Source organism: Citrobacter sp. TBCS-14 (genome assembly GCF_005280805.1).
GTDB lineage: Bacteria > Pseudomonadota > Gammaproteobacteria > Enterobacterales > Enterobacteriaceae > Citrobacter > Citrobacter gillenii.
The window spans coordinates 426,027-446,285 of record NZ_SZWM01000164.1 but is presented as its reverse complement, the minus strand read 5'-3'; the positions used below and the strand labels follow the sequence as shown (position 1 = coordinate 446,285).

At 52.8% G+C, this 20,259-nt stretch carries 17 protein-coding genes; 9 read left to right on the top strand and 8 right to left on the bottom strand.

All coding sequences use genetic code 11. The features are described from left to right. Positions 1 to 188 precede the first annotated feature (188 nt). Both FDX22_RS05830 and FDX22_RS05825 read left to right on the top strand, forming a co-directional pair. On the top strand, positions 189 to 1,055 hold the full coding sequence (locus tag FDX22_RS05830) for an arylamine N-acetyltransferase (protein WP_117342822.1): 867 nt from the start codon (positions 189 to 191) through the stop codon (positions 1,053 to 1,055). A 389-nt stretch (positions 1,056 to 1,444) separates the two neighbouring features. Continuing rightward, positions 1,445 to 3,175 (top strand): SulP family inorganic anion transporter, encoded by a 1,731-nt coding sequence (locus tag FDX22_RS05825; RefSeq protein WP_146716853.1) that lies wholly within the window; start codon positions 1,445 to 1,447, stop codon positions 3,173 to 3,175. A gap of 224 nt (positions 3,176 to 3,399) precedes the next feature. Here FDX22_RS05825 and yncL read toward each other — a convergent pair whose 3' ends face one another. Continuing rightward, positions 3,400 to 3,495, bottom strand: a complete 96-nt coding sequence (gene yncL / locus FDX22_RS05820; protein ID WP_115258458.1) for a stress response membrane protein YncL — start codon at positions 3,493 to 3,495, stop codon at positions 3,400 to 3,402. A gap of 192 nt (positions 3,496 to 3,687) precedes the next feature. Here yncL and FDX22_RS05815 point away from each other — a divergent pair, with 192 nt between their 5' ends. Beyond that, complete coding sequence (locus tag FDX22_RS05815; RefSeq protein WP_096756988.1) at positions 3,688 to 3,861, top strand: GhoT/OrtT family toxin; 174 nt, start codon at positions 3,688 to 3,690, stop codon at positions 3,859 to 3,861. A gap of 8 nt (positions 3,862 to 3,869) precedes the next feature. Here FDX22_RS05815 and FDX22_RS05810 read toward each other — a convergent pair whose 3' ends face one another. Genes FDX22_RS05810 through FDX22_RS05800 form a run of 3 tightly spaced genes read right to left on the bottom strand, consistent with a single transcriptional unit; the run spans position 3,870 to position 10,322 of the window. After that, a complete protein-coding gene (locus tag FDX22_RS05810) occupies positions 3,870 to 6,029 on the bottom strand; it encodes a virulence factor SrfC family protein (RefSeq protein WP_146716852.1) in 2,160 nt (719 codons plus the stop codon). Continuing rightward, positions 6,026 to 9,007 carry a virulence factor SrfB gene (locus FDX22_RS05805; RefSeq protein WP_096759398.1) on the bottom strand — a complete coding sequence of 994 codons (2,982 nt, stop codon included), beginning with the start codon at positions 9,005 to 9,007 and terminating at the stop codon, positions 6,026 to 6,028. Before FDX22_RS05805 ends, FDX22_RS05810 begins: the two co-directional genes overlap by 4 nt. A gap of 4 nt (positions 9,008 to 9,011) precedes the next feature. After that, a complete protein-coding gene (locus FDX22_RS05800; RefSeq protein ID WP_146716851.1) occupies positions 9,012 to 10,322 on the bottom strand; it encodes an SrfA family protein in 1,311 nt (436 codons plus the stop codon). A gap of 282 nt (positions 10,323 to 10,604) precedes the next feature. Here FDX22_RS05800 and FDX22_RS05795 point away from each other — a divergent pair, with 282 nt between their 5' ends. Together FDX22_RS05795 and FDX22_RS05790 are read left to right on the top strand one after the other, a co-directional pair. Next, positions 10,605 to 12,203 (top strand): ABC transporter substrate-binding protein, encoded by a 1,599-nt coding sequence (locus FDX22_RS05795; RefSeq protein WP_146716850.1) that lies wholly within the window; start codon positions 10,605 to 10,607, stop codon positions 12,201 to 12,203. A 17-nt stretch (positions 12,204 to 12,220) separates the two neighbouring features. Beyond that, positions 12,221 to 12,454, top strand: coding sequence for a YdcY family protein (locus tag FDX22_RS05790; protein ID WP_096756992.1), 234 nt, complete (start codon positions 12,221 to 12,223; stop codon positions 12,452 to 12,454). 87 nt (positions 12,455 to 12,541) lie between these two features. Here the strand turns inward: FDX22_RS05790 and FDX22_RS05785 are convergent, their stop codons facing one another. Beyond that, on the bottom strand, positions 12,542 to 12,991 hold the full coding sequence (locus tag FDX22_RS05785; RefSeq protein ID WP_096756993.1) for a DMT family transporter: 450 nt from the start codon (positions 12,989 to 12,991) through the stop codon (positions 12,542 to 12,544). Beyond that, the gene (gene mddA, locus FDX22_RS05780; protein ID WP_146716849.1) at positions 12,988 to 13,506 is read right to left on the bottom strand and encodes an L-methionine sulfoximine/L-methionine sulfone acetyltransferase; all 519 of its coding nucleotides are present in this window, start codon (positions 13,504 to 13,506) and stop codon (positions 12,988 to 12,990) included. Before mddA ends, FDX22_RS05785 begins: the two co-directional genes overlap by 4 nt. A gap of 37 nt (positions 13,507 to 13,543) precedes the next feature. On the opposite strand from mddA, the gene FDX22_RS05775 reads away from it, so the two are divergent. The 4 genes from FDX22_RS05775 to FDX22_RS05760 all read left to right on the top strand — a co-directional run bounded on the left by FDX22_RS05775 (position 13,544) and on the right by FDX22_RS05760 (position 16,853). Further along, complete coding sequence (locus FDX22_RS05775; protein ID WP_096756995.1) at positions 13,544 to 14,119, top strand: XRE family transcriptional regulator; 576 nt, start codon at positions 13,544 to 13,546, stop codon at positions 14,117 to 14,119. Positions 14,120 to 14,188: 69 nt separating this feature from the next. After that, positions 14,189 to 15,223 carry an NADP-dependent oxidoreductase gene (locus tag FDX22_RS05770; RefSeq protein WP_117342817.1) on the top strand — a complete coding sequence of 345 codons (1,035 nt, stop codon included), beginning with the start codon at positions 14,189 to 14,191 and terminating at the stop codon, positions 15,221 to 15,223. A 209-nt stretch (positions 15,224 to 15,432) separates the two neighbouring features. Continuing rightward, complete coding sequence (locus FDX22_RS05765) at positions 15,433 to 16,494, top strand: YncE family protein (protein WP_115258463.1); 1,062 nt, start codon at positions 15,433 to 15,435, stop codon at positions 16,492 to 16,494. 137 nt (positions 16,495 to 16,631) lie between these two features. Then, on the top strand, positions 16,632 to 16,853 hold the full coding sequence (locus FDX22_RS05760; protein WP_096756998.1) for a YgdI/YgdR family lipoprotein: 222 nt from the start codon (positions 16,632 to 16,634) through the stop codon (positions 16,851 to 16,853). Between the two features lie 43 nt (positions 16,854 to 16,896). On the opposite strand, the gene ansP is transcribed toward FDX22_RS05760, so the two are convergent. Both ansP and FDX22_RS05750 read right to left on the bottom strand, forming a co-directional pair. Next, entirely contained in the window at positions 16,897 to 18,339 is a 1,443-nt protein-coding gene (gene ansP / locus FDX22_RS05755; RefSeq protein ID WP_146716848.1) for an L-asparagine permease, read from the bottom strand. Between the two features lie 146 nt (positions 18,340 to 18,485). Next, entirely contained in the window at positions 18,486 to 20,027 is a 1,542-nt protein-coding gene (locus FDX22_RS05750) for a PAS domain-containing methyl-accepting chemotaxis protein (protein WP_146716847.1), read from the bottom strand. Positions 20,028 to 20,259: the final 232 nt, after the last annotated feature.

Sequence of the window (20,259 nt, the reverse complement as noted above, 5' to 3'; positions counted from 1 at the left end):
AATGTGGATATTAAAATACAGCCACTTTCAGTTAGCAATGCCCGTAATTATAGAGAAAATGTATTGCCTGGAGCAGAGTTAGAATCTATCTGACGCCATCAGTCCTTTTTAAAGCTCCAAACCTTCCCTCTGATAAACTCTCAAAAATGAAAATTCAACATGCACAGACTTAGGAATATGACATTAACATGAACGATTTAGTAAAAGCCTATCTGGCTCGCCTTGGCCTTGACGCAGAAAAACCCTCCATTGAGGCACTTACCCGTTTACATCAAGCTCATGTAGAGCGGATCCCTTACGAAACATTCTGGATCCACCTTGGTCAGGGTTGGGGAATTGACGCCATGGAAAGTTTCAGAAGAGCGGCAACAACCCGACGAGGTGGTTATTGTTTTCAGCTCAATGGCGGCTTACATACGCTACTCACCCACCTTGGTTATCGTGTGAGTATTCACCCAGCAAACGTCCACGGCGCTGAAGGCCCTGAGCATATAAAACTGGAAAACCATGCAGCTATCATCGCTGAGGGGTTGCCGAGTGAAAATAATCCCAACGGGAGATGGTGGGTGGATGTCGGTCTTGGCGATGCGCTTCATGAGCAAATGCCTCTGATGAATACTACCGTTAACCAAGACTCGATGCAGTTTGGCATGGAAGCCATGGACAAGGACGGCGTGGGCGATTGGCATCTCATTGCCGATCCATCGTGCTGGATCGCAGGCGTGAATATGGCTGAGCAACCCGCTTCTATGAGTGATTTCGTAGACCGTCATCACTTTAATATGCATTCCCCTGAATCCGGATATGCAAAAGTTGTTACTGCACAACTCCGGAAGCCACACGGCAAAACGATACTGCGAGGTTGCGTTTTAACAAAAACCGATGGCGAAGTCGTTACGACTCACATTTCAACGTCTTTACCAGAGTGGCAGGAAGTGCTTGATGAAGAATTCGGTCTGACTTTCGAAAACGTTCCTGAGATATCGCTTAAAAAACTGTGGGTCAAAGTACAGAAGATCCATGAAGAATGGGTCCAGACTCGCGAAAGTACGTAAAACAGCAAGTTGTTGACGACCGGCCCGATACATACGTTGATGTTATCGGCCGGAGCAGTATCATTGAGCGGAGTACCAACAATCGTATACTGGATTTGCTCATTATTCGGCAGCGAGCGAAATCTTATTAATATTACAACTGCACTAATCGCACTTTCCCCTACATAAATCCATGCTTAATGTCCGCTGCTGGCACTCAGCGGACAATTTTTGGGGTCAGAAGGCACGGTCGGTTTTGAACTATGTTTAACACCAGTCAGAATAATAAGATGGTTGAGGTTATTAGGGCCTGAACGGTGGCGGCCTCATTCCGGGAGCATTAGATAACCAGAACCTCACTCAGAAGTGTGCCAACATTGCGTGGGTAAGAACAATATCCGGAGAATAAAGTGTTCGGAAAATTTTTTTTAAATTACATGCCTGGTTTACAAAATTTATTAGCCTACGATAAAAGCTGGCTAAAACATGATGTTAAAGCCGGGTTATCTGTTGCGGCTGTCGCACTACCCGTTGCTATTGCTTACGCTGAGTTGGCGGGTGTTGGGGCAATCGTAGGGCTGTATTCCTGCGTTTTACCGATGATCGCTTATGCACTGTTTGGTTCTTCACGTCAGCTTATTGTTGGCCCTGATGCAACAACCTGCGCGGTGATTGCGGCCGTCGTGTTTCCCCTCTCTGCAGGTAATCCCGAACTGCACTGGCAACTGACGATCATCATGACATTGATGATGGGCGGATGGTGCCTGCTTGCCAGTAAATTTCGCCTGGGCGCACTTGCCGATCTGCTTTCTCATCCCATTCTTACTGGTTTGCTTAATGGCGTAGCCGTGACGATTATTGTCGGGCAATTAGGTAAGGTTTTAGGGATCACACTTGATGAGGCGCAGGTTATTGAAAAAATAATTGCCTTGCCAGGCCGAATCGCAGACAGTCATTTATTAACCTTAGGGCTATCACTTTTAACGTTAGTTATTTTAATGGTTATCAAAACGTATCGCAGCCACTGGCCAGCACCGTTGATTGCCATTGTGATAACAACGGCGCTGGTATGGGGAACATCAGCACAAAATCATGGGATTACCACTATTGGAGGCGACGGTTTTCAGCCTGGTTTACCCGTCGTTAACTGGGCGGCGTTCCAGCCAGGTCTGATGCGTGATTTAGTGATCCCGGCGCTGAACCTGGCTTTGGTCAGTTTTGTCAGTCTTATGCTGACCGCCCGTAGTTTCGCCGCGAAAAATGGCTATGACATTAATGCTGATGCTGAGTTTAGAGCTCTGGGTATTGCGAATCTCATGTCTGGATTATCTCAGGGGTTTGCTATCAGTGGAGCCGATTCCCGAACCGCTGTTAATGATTCAACTGGGGGGAAAAGTCAGCTGGTTTCCGTGGTCGCAGCCTTACTCATCGGTATCGTAGTCGTATTTTTTACTCAGCCATTACAGTTTATTCCGGTTTCTGCATTAGGTATTGTTCTAATGTATGCCTCGTGGTCATTGATTGATTTACGTGGGCTATGGAACCTGAGGCGAAGAAATAAACAGGCATTTCGTTTGGCCTTCTTCACCTTTGGCTGTGTGTTAATTATCGGCGTAATCCAGGGAATCGGGCTTGCCGTGTTGCTCGGTCTGTTACAGTTCCTGCGTACAGTCTTTCGTCCTTCTGAGCACTTACTGGGAACTGACGAAAATGGAATGATTCACTCATTAGGTAATTCAACCGATATTAAAATGGTTCCGGGCGTGTTGATGTATCGATTTAACTCCCCGTTGACCTATTTTAATGTGGCTTATTTTAAACGTCGGGTATTGAACTTAGTTGATGGTACAACATTACAACCTAAATGGGTGGTTATTGATGCCGTTGCCTGCTTCACCTATTCAGATATAAGTGTCCTGGCCACCATTAATGAGTTAAAGCGTGACCTGAAAAGTCGACAGATTACGTTAATCCTTGCGGGCCGGAAAACGGAATTAACACGCTGGTTTAAAGAAAGCCGACCAACAATGAATGATGATGACATGCTTCTGGCTCCAGACCTCTATTTGGCACTCCGGTTCATTCAAAGCAAAGAGAGTGCGGGTGAGGGCGAATCAGACGGTGATGTACCATCCCAGTGACACAATTCTTGAAAGGGGTCCAAATTCAGTAGACCACTTCATACGGGGCCGCTTAGGGGGCAATGCATGCCGGGTTTCGCTATCTCATTACCGCAGAAAGGTTAGGGCTATTACACACTAAGTATAATTTACTGGCAGGTGAAGCAGTGGGAAGATCGCACATCAATGGCAGAGAGAATGTTCTCTCTGCCAGCAGACGCTGCAATTAATCAACAAGAGTCACATCAAGCAAACCAGCCAAACCTTGCGGATATCAGGCTGAAAAGTCCTACAGCAGCAAAGAGATTTATCAGTACTACGGTTTTACTGGAAACATTCATTTTTGCCACCTTTCGATTTAACCCTTATGGGTATAGTACGGGTTAAAACTATCCGCAATAGTACGAAATCTGAACATTACGGAGAGCGGTTGTTTTCTCGCCAGTTTTCTTAAAAAAATGAATAAAACTTGATGTGTGTCATAAAAAAGAGCATATTGCGCGCGATTTTCCCTTCTGGCCCGGATGCCCTAAATGTCTTTGTATCAAAACATGCTGGTTTTTTATGCGGTAATGGCCGCCATCGCGGCTATCATCACCTGGTTTCTATCGCGCGATAAAAAGCGTATTCGCTTTCTCAGCGCGGTATTAGTCGGGGCGACGTGGCCGATGAGCTTTCCCGTCGCACTCCTGTTTTCTCTTTTCTAATGACGTCGTCAGGCCTTTAGCAGCGCGATTAATCGCAACCTGTCAGCGTCAGTCACGTCCAGCGGATGCTGATAGCCGACGTTTTCATTGGCGCGGGTGTACAGGGCAACCAACCAGTCATACACGTATCGGCTGGCACCATGCCGAGGTTGCTCGTCCAGTTTTGCCAGTCGACGCATCGGTTGTTGCGGCGGGGCGCTAAAGATAGCGGCACCTTTTAGGATCCTGCTGGCAGGGCGCTGTTCCTCGGCAACGCGAGCAAACCCAAGCCAGGTAATAAAATCACCGATATCCGCGTGCAACTGCGCTGCGCAGACGTTCTCGCGCTGCATAATAGCGTGCAGGCGTTGTGGCATCTCCAGCCGGTAACTGGTGGTCACCAGGATGTCGGCAACCTGCCTTAAGGTTTCCGGCTCCAGGTGCAGGCGACGCGCGTTATTCTCATTACGACACCACTGGCGCACATGGTTGATCCACATTTTATGCGCCAGGTATCCGGTCTCTTCACTCTCTTGCGGGTGAGACGTATCTCGCGCGTCAGCAAACAGGTCGATCGCATCATTAAATAAGCCGCTAACCTGCTCCTCGCGCGGTTGTTGAATACGTAACAACGACTCCACGCTGCGCATAGGCGGCAGTAGTCCCTCCAGCAGCTCGCCATGTTTTGCCGCCTGAGCTTGCAACTGACGAATAAGTGATTCACTCGCCCCGGTCGTCTCGTCATCCGTGTGTAGCCAGCTCATCAACGTGGCGCGAATTCGCTGCTGGATTTGCTCGTGCAGAGAGATAAACCGAGCCTGACGCTGAGCGGGCGAAGTGGCCTGCGACAACCATTCAACCAGCCGCTGTAAACTGTGCTTATCCAGCGCCTGTAGCGTGCCCCAGTGCAGTCCGGGTTTGCCCAGTAATTGCTGAACGGCTTCATCGAGGTTCTGCTGGGTGCTAAAACGTGCATCCTGTGGGGTAATGGCCCACACCACGCCCGGTAACGCAGCATCGTGCAGCGGTTGGGTATCGTTGATCCAACCGAGTAGTGTGCGGGTGACGGTCGGCGTCTGCGAACGGGTGGATACCGCGTTGCAGATGACTAACACATCGGGTTGCAGACACTGGCGGTAATGCTCCAGCATCCACCCTAATTTTGCTTGCCATAGCGGGTGTGGATGCGCATCCGGTGCCAGGGGGATATCCAGCAGGTCCGTGCTCTCCAGTACTGTGTCTTCTACCGTCAGTACCAGTTCGCGGGTCAACAGCGCCAGTGATTCCAGTGACAGGCTGACCGCATTAAGCAACTGATTTTCGGCAATGGGATGCACCACCACATCACTTAGCGCGTCGTTCCCGGCCAGTGCCGCCTGAGTGAGAAAGCTTTCGGCGGGCAAGCCGAAATGGTCGACCAGCAGGCTAAACGGCGCAGCTAATTCTTTGGCATGCCCGGTTTGCTGCAGCGTATGCGCCAGTGCCAGAAACTGCTGCGTGAGTTCTGGCTGTTCTCCCCACAGTAATGCCCAGGCATGTGCCCGGGTGGTGAGATCCAGTGCCGGAAGCAGCATGGCAAACTGGTGCCACAGCGCATCGTCAATTTGCTGCTGGTTTGAGGGAACACGAGAACGCCAGAAACGCGCGATGGTGGCCACGTCTTGTGCGCAGATCCCCGCCACAGGATGGCGCTGGCGCAGCGTCTGCCATTTTTCTAACCGCGTCTCAATGATCGCTTTTTCAACCTGACGGTTGTCAGGTAACGCACAGAACTGGGCGATAAACAGCTGAACCAGATCCGCCTCGCTCATCAACCGCAGGCGCAGCGGCCATGCGCTGTCCAATGGTGTTTCGTCGCGGGTGAAGCGAATAGCCATGTTGGTTGGCGCATGGCCGGGGTTAATGTGCGTAAAGTAATCGATGCTGCGATCCGGCGTGGTGATGTTCAGTTTGCCACCCGAATCGCTGCACAATGCGCAGAGCAAATGCGCTTTCGCCGCCTGTGAGTGGCCGTACAATCCCACACAACCCGGCGCGGCGAATGTCTCATTGAGCGCGGTTTCATTGACCGCGGCTAACGTGAGCTGAGCCAGCAGGGAATCTGCTTCATCATCCAGGCGTGCCGCGCGTGTACGTACGTCCGTTACCCATTCGATGGCGGCCTGTGCGGTGTTTAACGTCTTGCTCATTTCAGGTACACACTCCCGCTATCAATCCAGTAATGGCTGCCGCTGTGGCGGCGGTCTGCCAGCGTATTCAGTTTTAAGGTTAAGGCGTTAGCGGCAACGGGTGTGCCATCCTGCAGCCAGGCATCGCTGAGGACGAAGTATTCCGGGCCGGTTTCTTTGCTACCGCCACGTAATTGTAGACGCACATTTAATACGCCATCACCGGCGATGGTTTTCGCCAGCTCAGCAGAGTTGATACTGAGCGTATACAGCGGGGTGGCGGGCCAGCGGCTGTTCTCCAGTTGGCGGAAACCTAACGTCACATTGCCACGCAGCGGGAAATTCAGGCGCGCGTCCAGCTTTGCGCCTGGCTTGTCGAGGTCGATATCGTGATACCAGATATTCTCATCGCGCAGCGTATTAACCGTGTTATCTAACACGCCGAGATAGCGTACCGTCGAGTACGCGCCGATATCGGCGGCTTTAAAGTTAAAACGCGGCAGACGCAAATCCAGCGCCAGGCTGCACAGCATGGCGCCCACGGCGGCGGTGGACTTCGGATTGCCAATGCGCCCTTGCTGGCTAAACGGATACCACTCATGCACGCGGTAGCTGTCCATCCAAATCATACGATTAACCGGAACAGGTTGCAGATGACGAATCAGCGCCTGTACACCTGGTAAACAGGCGGGTCTGCCGGTTACCAGTAAAATGTCACAACGATAGTGCGAGATGGCTTCACACACGGCGTGCAGCGGAGAGGTCAGGGTAAACTGCCCGGCCAGCAAGGCTTCCTGTAATGGCCTGAACTGCACTTGCAGCGGCACGCTCAGCACGTCAAAAACCGGCGAGCCCGCAGGCAACGCATGATCGATGGCCTGCTGGATATAGTTCATCACGTTACGCGTTGGCGGCTGGGCCAGCAGTTCACCAAAGGTGGCATGTAGCCCCGCTACCGGGTCGTTAACATCGCTTTGCTCCCACGCGGAGAGCACCGCATGCCCGAGCGGCATAAACAGCTGTAACGCCGTTTGCTGGCGTAAAATCGCCTGGGTGTCGATGCGCCCGGAGTCGCCAAACAGCGTGGCCAGCAGGGCGGCGGCGTCGGTAACCCCCGCCTGTTGTAAGCGGGTTTGCAGGGCAGGTAGCACGCAGCGTTGGATAACATCGAGCAGCAAGTCATCCCCGGCAACCTTGAATCCTTCACGAAACAACAGATGCGGCGTGATTTTGACATTCGCCCCCACGCCATCATCTAACTGATAATGGACCACGGCCATATCCGTGGTGCCGCCGCCAATGTCGATTGATGCCACACGCAGGGCGCGACCGTTGACTTCACCCGGTTCCGGCAGGCGGTCCGGGCGGGCGAGGGCGTTGAAGAACGATTCGGTGTGCCCGTCGTAGTGTGAAATCGCTTCATTGTATAGCCAAACCAGCTGCCCACAGCTGGCTTCATCCCATTCCATCTGGATCTCAGGGACGGGGACCACGCTTTTTTCCTGCTGCTTGCGGGTGGTAAAATCGTCATCCTGCGGATGCCAGCCCATCGCTTTCCACACTAATGCAATAGCCTCAAACATGCGCAGGCGGAAGATCTCACGCTCTTGTTTTGGCATCGCCGACGGCAGGGTCAGGATCAGCGTACGCAGCTGGCGAGGCGAGGCCGGAAAACCAAGGCGCAGACGTGTCGCCACGCTGTTAATTTGCCCCAGCGCCTGCGCCAGAACTTCGCACAGCATATGAGTCATCAGCGTGCTGCGACTGTACTGCGGTGAGAATACCGGCAGCCGGTCATCCTGCGGCAGGCTAAACAGCGGTTGGCCATCATCGTTCATCAGATTCATCAGCGGGAAGGCAGTTGCCAGCGGTTCGCGCTGAGTTTTGCCATTCATCTGGCTAAAGCGCCAGTCGTGCAACACCGGTGTTTCATCCCACAGATACCGACGCGGGCTGGAGATCCCGCTGCTGCCTTCGGTGCCGACGCGCTGCATGGCCAGTTTGCGGGCTTCATCGCCGACACGAACGATCGACGGCCAGATGAAGGCATCGTCACGACCGCTCTCCACGGAAAAGTGCTGTTTCCCAAAACGCGCCTCGGAAAACTCCAGTCGGCTAGTGAACAGCGGATCGTTGAGGTATTGCGGCTCGCTTAATGAACGGACCTGTAATTCTGCCGTCTGGCGTAGCCCGTCATTGGCATCACCGTGATCTTCAATCAATACGCCGCAGGTATGGGTATTGCCGATATCCAAGATCAGATCGACGGGAATGGCCGGGGTGCTAAGGGTGTGCGTCACCAGCTTTACTTCCGGAATGGCAAGCTGCTCGCCTAACAGGGTCAGCACATTCAGCCAGTGCGCCTGATATTCGAAATTTCGCAGCGCGAGCTGGATCTCTTGTTCGGCGCGGTTTTCTTGTTGCGTCACATAGTGCAAAAAAGACTCGCGCAGCCAGCCGTCAATCCACGTCTGGTCGAGAAAATCAGCGATTTCTTTATCGTGCCAGGCCAGCGCAAATCGCGTGCCGTTGAGCAAATCGTTTTCATTTGGCGTCAATACGGCGGGGGCATGCTCGGTTAACTGGCTGTCCAGCGCCACGGTCACACGGTGCGTGTTGCCCGCACTGTCCGGTTGTGCCAGCTTGCGCACCTGTACGCGCGCCCAGTTATCCGGGCCTTCGACAAATGTGCGCGGCGGGTTAAAGCGCAGGAACGGCAGCGGCAGCCAGACGCCGTCGAGCACGTCCAGTGAATAATGTAATGTTTGGGTGCTTTCTGGCTTGACCACTTCGGGTTGCCCGCCAGTGCTACCTGGTAACGTATAGCGGCCCGTTGTCAGGTCGAAATCCAGTCGCAGCAGCGGGCCGTTGGCCGTTTTGCGCACAAAGCGCCCGTGATGCGCGGATTCCTGCGGCGTCAGGCCAAAATCCAGAAACTGTACGCCGCTATTGGCAATGAGCGTCACGCTCTGTTTGTAATCACACAGATTCACCAACATAAAATCAGGCACCTATCTTTTTGATGGTCATGGGGATCTCCGCGTGATCGTCATAACGTGCGGTACAGGCGGCTACGTCGTTGGTTCCCGCTTTACAGGTGATTTCCGGCATCGGATAACGCGAGCCGTCCGTACAACGCGCGTTCCCACGACTTTTAATCATTAATTCACCCGACTGGTGCAGACCGGAGAAAATCTCCGCACGACATACCACATTGTCGCCGTGGACGACTCGCGCAGTGCCTTTATTGGTCTGGATCTGATAACGCAGCGAGGGCGCTTTACCGCTGACCGGATCTTTGATGTCGACCATCACGCGCCAGTTACCGTTGAGGAAGCGGGTGGTGCCGACCTTCATCTGGTTCGCGTCCATGACCAGCGCATCTTTCGGGATCGCGGCAATCACCACCGGCCCCTCGGCAGGCTTCTCTTTTTTTACCACCGGGACAACTTCCGCGCGATGCAGCGGCAGCGAAGGTGTCAGTACGGGTAGCGGCTTGATGTCGACCTTCGCAACCTCAATCGGCTGCAGCGCGGGCGCAGGGCGTGTCGCCTGCTGTTTCCACAGTAACGGTCCAACGATAGCGGCAATAATGACCGCGGCAACCGGCAGGCTCCACAGCGGCAGTTTACGCGCAGGTGTTGGCAATATGGGCGGTGGTGAGGCCTCGGGTTCATTTACGATGACCGGGGGCTGCGGTTCAGGTTCTGCGGGCTTGGGTGTTTCCACGACCGGAGTCAGTAAAGGTGCATCGGCTTCGGCAAAGGTGATTTCCGGGACGACCATATCTTCTTCAGGTTCGGCTTGCGGTGCGGGCATGACCGGAGGAACATCGGCAATCCGCAAGCAGTCGAGCACATCGTCACGCGTGTTTTCGTTCAGATTGACGAATCCCCAGAACGTTATCACCGGTTTGCCATCAACCAGAAAAACGTGATTTTCCCCAGGAAACTGAACGGCCTTTTCCAGCAGAGAACCAAACAATTGCAGCGAGGTTTTACCCGATTGCAGGCTTTTACGACTGAGAGTCGCCGCGCTGTCCAGCGTGCTGGCCAGATAGCGTAATGCCCGAAAGCGTGCGTCTTCATCTGCGGTTTTCCAGGCGACGGCTTGTCCTTCAATCGGGGAATACCAGTCAACCCGATCGCCATTATCATTGACTTGCGGGATCGCCAGACAATCGGCCATGGCCTGCTGTTTTCGCAGACGAAGCGTTTCACGAATTTGCAATGCTGAATCAAAAACGGCCTGACCACCGCCGCCCACGGCCTGATAGTCATCCAAATTGCCGCTGCGCAAGAGAGTTTTTGCCACGTTGTTATCCCTTAGACTTCTTCACACATCTACTTTACGGCTTATAAACGCGAGCAAACGGTGGAAGAGAGGCAAAAAGGGGCGAATTTTCATGGCATAGAGCACGGGGAAAAATCTTGACGTTTTGAAAAAGACTTAAGGGAAATTATTTCACCGGTGCTGTCGAATTAATCAGCGAAAACCACCGGATAAGAATAACCTGATAGTGATTTGTTATTAGTCAGTTTTTGTCAGCTATGCTCTGATAATGAGATGAATAATAAAATAAGAAGGCATACAACAATGATTGCAAGGAAAACGTTGCTCGCGCTGGCGCTCAGCGCGGGATTACCAACCGGTGCTGTATTTGCTGCCAATACCGACACCCTTATCTACTGCTCTGAAGCGTCTCCCGAATCCTTTAACCCGCAAATCGCCAGCTCCGGCCCATCATTTGTGGCCAGTTCTCAGGTGCTGTATAACCGACTGATTAACTTTGATCCGGTGAAAAATACCCCGGTGCCGTCTCTGGCTACCGACTGGACGATATCCCCGGATGGCTTGACGTATACCTTTACCCTGCGTCAGGGCGTGAAGTTCAACAGCAATAAATTCTTCAAACCGACCCGTGATCTCAACGCGGATGACGTGCTGTTCTCGGTATTACGTCAGAAAGATGCCGAACATCCGTACCATAACGTCTCGCAGGGCAGCTATGAGTACTTCAACGATGTCGGGTTGGACACGCTTATCAAAGAGGTGAAGAAGGTTGATGATTATCATGTCCAGTTTGTGCTGAACGAACCTAATGCGGCGTTTCTGGCCGACTGGGGGATGGACTTCGCGTCCATTCTCTCTGCGGAATATGCCGACCAGATGCTGAAAAAAGGTACACCGGAAAACGTCGATACCTGGCCGATTGGCACCGGACCTTACGTGCTGCAACAGTATAAGCAGGATTCACAGATCCGCTATCTGGCCAACCCGAACTACTGGGATGGTGACGTTCCGACCAAACACCTGATCTTCGCCATTACGCCAAACGTGCAAACGCGACTGGCAAAACTGCAAACCAATGAGTGCCAGATAATTCCCGCGCCTGCGCCGGTGCAGTTTGAGGAAATTAAGAAAAACAACGACCTGACGCTGCATTCGGTCGACGCACTGAACGTCGGGTATCTGGCATTTAATACCGAGAAAAAACCGTTTGATAACGTATTGGTACGTCAGGCGCTGAACTACGCGACCGATAAAAAAGCGATCATTAACGCCGTCTTTTTAGGGTCGGGGACGGTGGCAAAATCACCGATTCCGCCGAATATGCTGGGCTTCAACAAAGATCTGAAAGACTACGATTACGACCCGCAAAAAGCGAAAGAACTGCTGAAGAAAGCTGGGCTGGAGAACGGTTTTGAGGCGACGCTATGGTCGATGCCGGTTCAACGTCCGTACAACCCGAACTCCCGGCGGATCGCGGAGATGATCCAAAGCGACTGGGCGAAGGTTGGCGTGAAGGCGAAAATCGTTTCCTGGGAGTGGGGTGAGTACCTCTCCGGAATGCGTAAAGGCGAGCACGACACCGCGCTGTTTGGCTGGATGTCTGACAACGGCGATCCGGATAACTTCGCTGATGTCCTGCTGGGCTGCAACAGCATTAAAACCGGATCCAACGCCGCACGCTGGTGCGATAAAGCGTATAATGCGCTGGTGCAAAAGGCGAAACAGGTGAGCAAGCCGCAAGAACGTGCCGCGCTTTACCAGCAGTCGCAAGAGATTTTCTACCAGCAGGCGCCGTGGATCGCGCTGGCAAACGGCAAAACGTTTTATGCCACACGCAGTAACGTCAGCGGATACAGCGTTAGCCTGATGGGCAGTGATTTTTCAAAAGCTAAATTAAATTAATCAGTTAAGGAGAAAGTATGTCGCACCTGGATGAGGTCAGCGCCCGCGTCGACGCCGCCATTGAAGAGAGCGTCATTACGCATATGAACGAACTGCTGATTGCGCTCAGCGATGATGCAGAACTGAGCCGGGAAGATCGCTACACCCAGCAACAGCGTCTGCGCACGGCGATTGCGCATCATGGTCGTCAGTATAAAGAGGATATGGAGGCCCGCCGCGAGCAGCTCACCAAAGGTGGCACTATTCTCTGATATTTCCTTGCCGGATGGCGGTGCTCACACCTTATCCGGCCTACAGGCATATTCCGTTGGCCTGATAAGCAAAGCGCCATCAGGCAGTTAAAACGCGCGTCTGGCCACCAGCCAGGCGCCGATTACCAGCAACACCGCGCCACAAACTGGCCCCACCAGCGCACGCAGCGGTACGCCGTTGCTTCGCAAGATATCCAGTAGCAGACCGCCAATCAACTGACTGGCAACCAGCACCGCAATGGTGGTGGCAGCCCCCACATTTTGATAGCCGCTAATACTGGCGAAGACAAAAAACGAACCCAATAAACCGGGAATTAACGTCCACCAGCGTACGCTGGAAACCAGCTCACCAAACCCCGCCATACCTTGCTTAAACCACAGAATGCTGACAAACAGCACAATACCCACCAGCGAATTGAGCAGCATGGCAATCAGAATGGTTGAAGAGGTCTGAGTAATACGTACCATTAAGGTGTTCTGCACCACCAGACCGATGCCGGCGGCAATCAGAAAGGAGAGGGTTAGCGTCGAGTTCATCCGCGTGCGTCCGGATCGCTGCGATCGTCCAGTTGTAGCTGCATAAAGGTCAGATCCAGCCAGCGGCCAAACTTCGTCCCCACCTGCGGCATTTGCGCGGTTAAGACAAAACCGAGCGTGCTGTGCAGGTGCAACGATGCCTGATTCTGCGACTCAATGCCCGCGACCATCACATGCTTACCGCACCTGCGGGCCTCATCAATCAACCGGCTGAGTAATGCGCGCCCCAGGCCTTTGCCTTGATGATCCGGATGCACATACACCGAATGCTCAACGGTATGACGAAAACCATCAAAATTACGCCAGTCGCCGAAAGACGCATACCCGGTGACCACGTCATTCTCTTCACTCACCAGCACCGGATACCCCAGTATTTGCCGGGCTTCGTACCAGGAGATACGGTTTTCGGCATCGACAGTTTGATCGTTCCAGATAGCCGCCGTATGCAGCACCGCGTGATTATAGATTTCTGCAATGGCGGCGCAGTCTTCTTTACTGGCAAAGCGAATTGACATGTTGAACCTCTGGTATTGTTCACTATAGTATTACAATATGAATACTATTGAAGACAGCATAAATCAACGGATCGGTGCAAGAATTCGCATAGAACGGGAATCTCGCGGCTGGTCGCTGACGGAACTTGCCGAGCGCGCGGGCGTGTCGCGGGCCATGATCCATAAAATTGAGCGTGGCGAGAGTAGTCCAACGGCAACGCTGCTGGGGCGGCTTTCCGGGGCATTTGGCATCAGCATGTCAACGCTGATGGCGCGGGCTGAAATGCAGGAGGGCAAGCTGCTGCGCTTCGCCAACCAGCCAGTCTGGCACGATCCGCAAAGCCATTATCTGCGCCGCCACGTCTCCCCGCGCAGCGATCTGCCCATCGATCTGGTGCAGATAGAACTGCCAGCCGGGAGCGACATTCCCATGCCCGCTTCGTCCTACGTGCAGGCCAGACAGCTTATCTGGCTGCAGCAGGGGGAGTTAGTGTTTGTCGAAGGGGACACGCGCCACGAAATGAAGGCCGGTGATTGTCTGGAACTCGGCCCGCCGAATGACTGCCGATTTATTAATGAAACCGCGCAACCCTGTGTTTATCTGGTTGTGCGGTTAAACGCCGTCGGCAATTAATGTGAAAGCATCGCTAGCGCGGGGCGTCTACTATTGATGGATTCATGCCAAAAGCAGAGGAGAACATCAATGAGTCAACAACTGCAACGCAATCGCCGCTGGGTACTGGCTTCACGCCCCCATGGCGCTCCGGTACTCAGTAATTTCCGTCTGGAAGAGGGGGCTGTCGCCACTCCCGGGGAAGGGCAAGTTTTACTGCGCAACGTGTATCTGTCTCTCGATCCCTATATGCGCGGTCGCATGAGCGATGAGCCTTCATATTCTCCCCCGGTGGAGATTGGCGCGGTGATGGTCGGCGGTACCGTCAGCCGGGTGATGGCATCAAATCATCCTGATTATCACGTTGGTGAATGGGTGTTGAGCTACAGCGGCTGGCAGGATTTCGACATCTCCGATGGTAGCGGGTTGGTAAAATTAGGCGATAACCCTGAACATCCATCCTGGGCGTTAGGTCTGTTAGGCATGCCGGGCTTTACCGCGTATATGGGGCTGCTGGATATCGGCCAACCTAAAGCCGGAGAGACGTTGGTGGTGGCAGCAGCCACCGGGCCGGTAGGCGCAACCGTCGGGCAAATTGGCAAACTCAAAGGGTGTCGGGTAGTCGGCGTGGCCGGTGGAGCGCAAAAATGCCGTCATGCCACCGAGGTGCTCGGCTTTGATCTTTGCCTCGATCACCATGCGCCTGATTTCGCGCAACAGCTGGCGCAGGCTTGTCCGCAGGGGATCGACATCTATTATGAAAACGTTGGCGGCAAAGTCTTCGACGCGGTGCTGCCGTTACTCAACACCTCTGCGCGCATTCCGGTGTGTGGGCTGGTCAGTGGTTATAACGCCACGGCGTTACCGGCAGGTCCCGACCGCTTACCGCTGCTGATGGCCACCATACTGAAAAAGCGCATCCGGATGCAGGGCTTTATTATTGGTCAGGATTACGGTCATCGCATTCATGAGTTCCAGCAGGAGATGGGACGCTGGGTCAAAGAAGGCAAAATCCAGTACCGGGAACAGATTACGGAAGGGCTGGAGAATGCTCCGGCAGCCTTTATTGGTCTGCTGACCGGGAAAAACTTTGGCAAGGTTGTGATCCGGCTCGCTGAAGATTAATCGCGAAAATCCGCTGTGCCGCTCTGTTTGTGAGCGGCACGTTAAGCATTTATGGAGAAAATAAGAAGGTTGTTGCCAGAAAGCGAATAAACACTCCACTTTGAGATAAATAATGATTACTATTCTCATTCTTAAAAAGGCAAAACCATGATTTTGCTGATTGAAGCATTGTGAAGCAGTAACAAATGAATTTATCAAAGGGAGTCGTCATGTCTTTACGTCATCTGTTTTCACCGCGTCTGCGTGGTTCTTTACTGTTAGGTTCACTGCTTGTTGCATCCTCTTTTAGTACGCAGGCTGCGGAAGAACTGCTGCGCAAAGCGGTAGGCAAAGGCGCCTACGAAATGGCGTACAGCCAACAGGAAAACGCGCTGTGGCTTGCCACCTCCCAGAGTCGTAAGCTGGATAAGGGCGGGGTGGTTTACCGTCTCGATCCGATCACGCTGGAAGTGACTCAGGCGATTCATAACGACCTGAAACCGTTTGGCGCCACCATCAACAATGCGACACAGACCCTGTGGTTTGGTAATACTGTCAACAGTGCAGTCACCGCGATGGATGCTAAAACCGGCGACGTAAAAGGCCGTCTGGTACTGGATGCGCGTAAACGTTCGGAAGATGTCCGTCCGCTGCAGCCGCGTCAGCTGGTAGCCGATGACGCCACCAACACGGTCTACATCAGCGGGATTGGTAAAGAGAGCGTGATCTGGGTGGTCGACGGTGAAACCATCAAACTGAAAACCACCATTGCTAACACCGGTAAAATGAGCACCGGTCTGGCTGTCGACAGCAAGGCTAAACGCTTGTACACCACCAATGCTGACGGTGAGTTTATTACCATCGATACCGCAGACAATAAAATTCTCAGCCGCAAAAAGCTGCTGGATGACGGCAAAGAGCATTTCTTTATCAACCTGAGCCTGGATACCGCTGGTAACCGCGCGTTTATTACCGATTCTAAAGCGGCAGAAGTGCTGGTGATTGATACCCGTGACGGCAAAGTACTGGCGAAAGTCGCCGCGCCGGAATCTCTGGCTGTGCTGTTCAACCCTGCGCGCAATGAAGCCTACGTGACGCATCGTCAGGCCGGTAAGGTCAGCGTGATTGACGCGAAAAGCTATAAAGTCGTCAAAACATTCGACACCCCGACGTTCCCGAACAGCCTGGCGCTCTCCGCTGATGGCAAAACCCTGTATGTTAGCGTGAAACAAAAATCTTCACGTGAGCAGGAAGCCACACAGCCGGATGATGTGATTCGCATCGCGCTGTAATTTACCCGGAGGGGGAAACCCCTCCTGTTATTTATCCATACCCCACGATACGCCTCGTTACACCCCATCGCTGGCCTGATAAACATCAGGGACTTACACTAGGTCCTTATCGGCTCATTGCATAACACAGGAATATCATGAAAAAGCCATTTATCTGCCTTTGCGCAGGCGTAATGCTGTTTACTCTGGCAGGTTGTTCAACGGATTACGTCATGACCACGAAAAGTGGGCAAACTATCGTCACCCAGGGCAAACCGCAGTTGGATAAAGACACCGGGATGACCAGCTATACCGATCAGGATGGCAACGCGCGGGAAATTAACAGCAATGATGTTGCGCAGTTAATCGAAGCCAACTAAGAAAGCAGGCCTGACGGGGATACGCTGTCAGGCCTGAATGCGATTACGGCGCGGTGCGCTGGATTTCCGCCACGCGTTTACGCACGCCAAACCATCCGGCAACCAGCAGAATAGCAATCAACGGTAACGACGCGATGGTGTAGGTGCCGTTCGGATAATCAAAGGCCATCAGCACCAGCACGCTTAGCAGGAACAGCAACGTTAACCATGAGGTAAACGGCGCGCCCGGTAGCTTGAAGCTGACGTCTGCCGCTTTGCCGTCTTTAATGGCCCGACGCAAACGCATCTGGCACACCACGATAAATCCCCACGACGCAATAATCCCTAACGACGCGAAGTTCAGCACGATCTCAAACACCTGCGAAGGCACCAGATAGTTGAGGAAAACACCAACCACATACACCACCAGCGTGGCGAGGATCCCAGCCCAGGGGACCTGCTGACGGCTCATTTTCGCCATAAATTTGGGGGCTGAACCGCCCATCGACATCGAACGTAAAATTCGCCCGGTGCAATACAACCCCGAGTTGAGGCTGGAAAGGGCGGCGGTCAGCACCACAATGTTCATGATACTGCCGATATACGGCACGCCGAGTTTCGAGAAGAAGGTCACAAACGGACTTTGGCCCGCTTGATAGGCGTTCCATGGCAGCAGCAGCACCAGCAGTACGACGGAGCCGACGTAGAAAAGGCCAATGCGCCAAATCACGCTGTTGATCGCTTTTGGCACCATGGTTTGCGGATCTTTGCATTCTCCGGCGGCCGTACCCACCAGTTCAATAGAGGCAAAAGCAAAGACCACACCTTGTACCAGCACCAGCGCGGGTAACAGACCGTGCGGGAAGAAGCCACCATTATCGGTGATCAGATGAAACCCGGTGGTGTTACCGTCCAGCGGTTGTCCGGTACCTAAAAAGACCGTACCAACCACCAGAAAAATCACGATTGCCAGCACTTTGACCAGCGCAAACCAGAACTCCATCTCGGCGAACCATTTCACGCCAATCATGTTCATGGTACCAACAATCGCCAGCGCACCAAGGGCAAACACCCACTGTGGCACATCGCCAAACGCCCCCCAGTAGTGCATGTACAGCGCGACAGCAGTGATATCGACGATCCCGGTCATCGCCCAGTTGATAAAGTACATCCAGCCAGCCACATAGGCCGCTTTCTCTCCCAGGAACTCACGGGCGTAGGAGACAAAACTGCCGCTGGAAGGGCGGTGCAGAACCAGTTCTCCGAGCGCACGAAGAATAAAGAATGAAAAAATACCGCATACCAGATACACCAGCGCTAAAGCGGGTCCAGCCATTTGTAAACGTGCCCCGGCCCCTAAAAACAACCCGGTACCAATCGCGCCGCCGATGGCGATCATCTGTACCTGTCGGTTGCCCATCGCTTTGTGATACCCCTCTTCGTGAGCATTCAGCCAGCGTCGTTTCGCCGCATGTTGTTCTGCGGCTTGCGTGTTGTGTGTGTTCATTGCGTTTCCTGTTGGCCTGACAAATTAACAAAATCCTTTTTGCCGCCCGTGCAGCGGCGAAAACAGCGTTACCCTTCATTGTGTTAGAGGGGAAAACTGTCGGCCGAGCATCCTACAGTCAATTAATCAGTGACGCAAAGCCTGCATCATGCCGATACGCCAAAGACCTGAACGGCCTGCTGCAGTCGTGAGGAACGCTGAGTTAAATCGGCGGTGGCATCAGTGACACGTTCCACCATCTCGGCGTTAGTGTGGGTCATGGTGCCGACGCGTGAAATCGAGTCATTGATCAGATCCAGCGCCTGGGTTTGTTCCCGCGTCGCGAGGCTGATGTCTTTAATCATCATCGACATCTGCAATACGTCACCGATCATGCCCGTGAGATGCGTTTCCGTCTGCTCCACCATTTTTACGCCGGAGTTGACGTTCGCGACGTTCTTTTCAATTAGCTGCTTGATCTCTTTGGCGGCTGAGGCGGAGTGCTGCGCCAGGTTGCGTACTTCCGCCGCCACAACGGCAAAACCACGACCGGACTCCCCGGCGCGTGCGGCCTCGACGGCAGCATTCAGCGCCAGAATATTGGTCTGAAAGGCGATACTGTCGATAACACCGATGATGTCGACGATCTGACTGTTATCACGCGAGATAGCCTGCATCATGCCGATGGTCTGTTTCATGATATCGCCGCCTTCCGTCGCGTTGACGCTGGTTTTATCGGCCATGGTCATCGTTTGTGCGGCGGTATCGGCGGTTTGTTGCACCGCGCTGCCAATTTCTTCAATGGCGGCAGCGGTTTGCTGCAGGTCGGCGGAGGTTTCTTCGGAACGTGTATGCAGTGCAACGCCTTCTTTTGATACCCGTTGACTGATTTCGCGGATCCCGGCGATTTGTGTACTGACATCATCCACCAGAGAATTTAGATTCAGCCCGGATTGATTAACCAGTCGCATCAGCATCCCGATTTCATCTACGCGATTTAAATGACAGTTATCGGGTTTACGGCCGGAGACAACCTTTTTCATTTGACTGAGCAGCGTATTAACTGGCTGACAAATTTGGCACTTAAGGTAAATACCAAATAGCAGAAATAGCACGATCATTCCGCCAGCCTGAATAAATGAATTCACCGGTGCGAGTGTTAATAATACGCAGAGCAGGGCTACTACCCCTAAAGCATAATTGACGCGCTGACTTATGCTTAACCATTTAAACGCAGAGGTCCATACCAGTATGCCACGACGAATAATAATGCCTTTAAAAAGTCGGAAACCTTTAAATTGCTGGCTATTTATTTTTTCATACAGCTGCTCACTCTGGGCTATTTCTTCTCGTGATGGAACGGTACGCACAGAGATGTAGCCGGTTAATTTTTCGCGGTGCCAGACGGGGGTGACATTGGCGCGAACCCAGTAATGGTCACCATTTTCCCGGCGATTTTTCACCATCCCGGTCCAGCTGTCACCCTGCTGGAGAGTGTGCCACATGTCGGCGAAGGCGGCAGAGGGCATATCGGGATGGCGAATAATATTGTGGGGTTCGCCCATGAGCTGGGTTTCATTAAAGCCGCTGGCTTCAATAAAAGCCGTGTTGGCATAGGTAATATGGCTCTCTTTATCCGTCGTCGACAGCAGCGTCGCTTTCGCGTTAAGTGTGTGCTCAACTTGTGTAACGGGCATGTTACTTTTCATAGCGGTCCCTGGTGGTATGTTCAAGTCATACAAAAATCCCCGGAATAATACCAGGGGATATTAAAAAGCTGTTTTAAACCATTTTTAATAAGAAACGCTGCATTCTCTACTAATCATTAGCCTGACGAAAGTATTTCAAATAAAAATTTTGTTGTATGCAGGTTGTTAATGGTCATAAATATGAAACAATAAATACAAGTGTATAACCTAAAGAGATTCTTCAGCTGACTTA